This window comes from Flavobacterium sp. (assembly GCF_004211145.1).
Lineage (GTDB): Bacteria > Bacteroidota > Bacteroidia > Flavobacteriales > Flavobacteriaceae > Flavobacterium.
On record NZ_SEBS01000073.1, the window covers coordinates 1 to 2900 of the forward strand.

Consider the following 2900-nt stretch of genomic DNA (forward strand, 5'->3'; position numbering starts at 1 on the left):
TCGCGAGCGGATCAGTTTGGGTGAATTTCAACGTAAACGGCCCGATGGAAACGCCGCCCGTAAACATCGACGACGTTCTCGATTTCACGGCGACGATCAATCCTATTGCTGGAGACGATCTTCCCGCCGACAATACGTTCACATTACACCAAACCGTCGTCGGTTCCTTTGACCCGAACGACAAGCATTGCCTCGAAGGCGCAACCGTCTCTCCCGACAAAATCGGCAATTACCTGCATTACGTGATCAATTTCGAAAACACGGGAACATTTCCGGCGACGAACATCGTGATCGCCGATGAGATCGATGAAAGCAAATTCGACATCTCGACGTTCCAATTGACGTCGGCTCCAACTATCGCCGATGTAAGGATTACGGGCAACAAGGTCGAATTCATCTTGCCGAACATTAACCTCGGCGTGAACGAACGCGGCAACGTGACGTTCAAGATCAAGACGAAAAATACGCTCACGGTCGGCGCGACGGTAACGAACATCGCGAACATTTTCTTCGATTACAATTTTCCGATCGAGACGAATCCCGCAAATACCACATTCCAACAATTGTCGGTTTCTGAGTTCGATCGCGACAATTCGATCGTTGTTTCGCCGAATCCGGTTTCGGACGTCTTGCACGTAAAAGCCAATTCCGAGATCAAATCGGTCCAGGTCTATGACATCCAAGGCCGATTGGTGATGACGCAATTGCCGTCGATGACGGAAACGGTTATCGAGATGAAGCAGAGTAATTCCGGGATTTACTTCGTGAAAGTGGTTTCGGGCGAAGGAATGTCGGTTCAGAAAGTAATGAAGCAATAATTTTTACCAAGGTAATTTAGGCGCAACCTTTTCAGGGCAAATGCGTCTGTTTTAGAATAACGAACATGAAAAAACTACTACTCACGCTGTCATTGCTCCCTGTTCTTTCTTTTTCTCAAATCATAAATTTCTCCGATCCGAATTTCAAGACAATGTTGTTGAGCGCTTCGGCCAGTAACACCATTGCCGAAAATCTCCAGAATGCGAACTTTAAGATTGACGTAAACAATGACGGGGAAATCCAGCAATCGGAAGCGCTTCAGGTAAAAAGACTCAAGCTCATCGGCGGGAATATTGTGTCGATTCCCGAATTGATCGAATTTGCCAATTTGACTGAACTTCAAGTTGAAAACAATACTATTTTGGCGTTCAATCTCTCGGATCATCCCGCACTGCAAGAGATCGATTGGCGCAATAACCAAACGACTAACTTTTCGGTCAATAACATACAAACCTTAACGCGATTGGGTTTGACCGCGCATCAACTCACCGCTATTTCAGTAGTTGGTTGCCCGTTAGTCGAATACTCGGTTAATTCAGATGGCATTACGTCATTGGACTTGGCAGGGCTGAATAGCCTGTCGTATTTTTCCTATGAGGGCAATTCGTTGGGTGCTCTTTACAATATTGCCGGATTGCCGAGCTTGCAGTACGTTTCGATATACGAGGAAGCGCCGATGGTCGCACTTGATTTGTCAAATACGACATCGTTGACATTTTTGTCCGTACGTTCTGAATCACTCCAAAGTTTGAATTTGAGTGGCTGTTCAAGTCTTTCCTATATCGATATGAGTTCGGCGGTCAACGTAAGCAATTTGAATCTAACGGGATGCATCGCGCTTGATGATTTGTATTTGTCAATGAATCAGGGTCTCGAAGAATTGGAATTGGATGGGCTTTTGGCCTTAAATAATTTAACGATAACACTCAGCGAAATCACTTCATTGCACATTTCGAATTGCCCGCTGTTGGAAAGCGTCGACGCTATTTTGGGAAATTTATCACAGTACGCTATAGAAAACTGCCCTTCCTTGACAAGTTTGATGTTCGACGGTAACCATCTTTCCGGATCTTACTCATTATCTGAATTTCCTTTGTTGAATTACTATAATGTCGGCGGTAATCAAATTTCGGCCATCGATTTTTCAGGCTGTACGGAATTGGAAAGCATTGATGTTACTGGAAATCAGCTCACGCAATTGGATGTTTCCGATTGTCATTCACTCGTCAATCTTTTTGCCGAAGGCAATCCGCTCGAAACCATATTGGCCAAGAATGGTTCCGTCGAGAGTTATCTGGGCTTTTCGTACTATGGAGGCAACAATGGAGAGGAAATTTTATTGAAGTTCATCTGCGCCGACGAAGCGCAAATAGAAAGTATTCAAGCCAGCATAAATTCTTCGTTGCCTGAAAATGACATCGTCGTCAGTTCCTACTGCTCCTTCACGCCCGGAGGTAACTTCAACACCATAACCGGAATCGCCCGCGTCGACGCCGATACCAACGGTTGTTCCGCTTCGGACGTAACGGTTCCGAACGTAAAAGTCAAGATCAACGACGGAACCGATCAAGGCTACACGTTCGTCGAAACCGACGGCACTTACTCGTTCTACACCGCAACAGGAAATTTTGCGATCAGCGCCGAATATGAAAACCCGACGTATTTCGTCGCATCGGCCCCGATTACGGTGAATTTCCCGGCCGAAAACGGATCAATCTTCAACCAAGACATCTGCGTCGTTCCCAACGGCGTCCATCCCGATCTCGAAATCATCATCGCGCCCACGAATCAAGCCCAGCCGGGTTTCGACGCGACCTACGAGATCCTCTATCGAAACAAAGGCAACCAAACGTTGTCAGGAGATTTTACTTTGAATTTTGAAGACGACGTTTTGGATTTTTTACAGGCCTCGTCTGCACCGATCTCACAGACCGCAAATTCATTAGCGTGGAATTTCTCGACCCTGCAACCGTTCGCGAGCGGATCAGTTTGGGTGAATTTCAACGTAAACGGCCCGATGGAAACGCCGCCCGTAAACATCGACGACGTTCTCGATTTCACGGCGACGATCAATCCTATTG

The 2900-nt window shown here is 46.5% G+C and carries 2 protein-coding genes; both read left to right on the forward strand.

Annotated elements, in window-relative coordinates; all coding sequences use genetic code 11:
* A partial coding sequence (locus tag EOO50_RS17535) for a T9SS type A sorting domain-containing protein (protein ID WP_290841582.1) occupies positions 1–818 on the forward strand: 818 nt, incomplete at its 5' end.
* 65 nt (positions 819–883) lie between these two features.
* Positions 884–2900, forward strand: a 2017-nt coding sequence (locus EOO50_RS17540) for a hypothetical protein (protein WP_290841583.1), incomplete at its 3' end; no start/stop codon positions are given.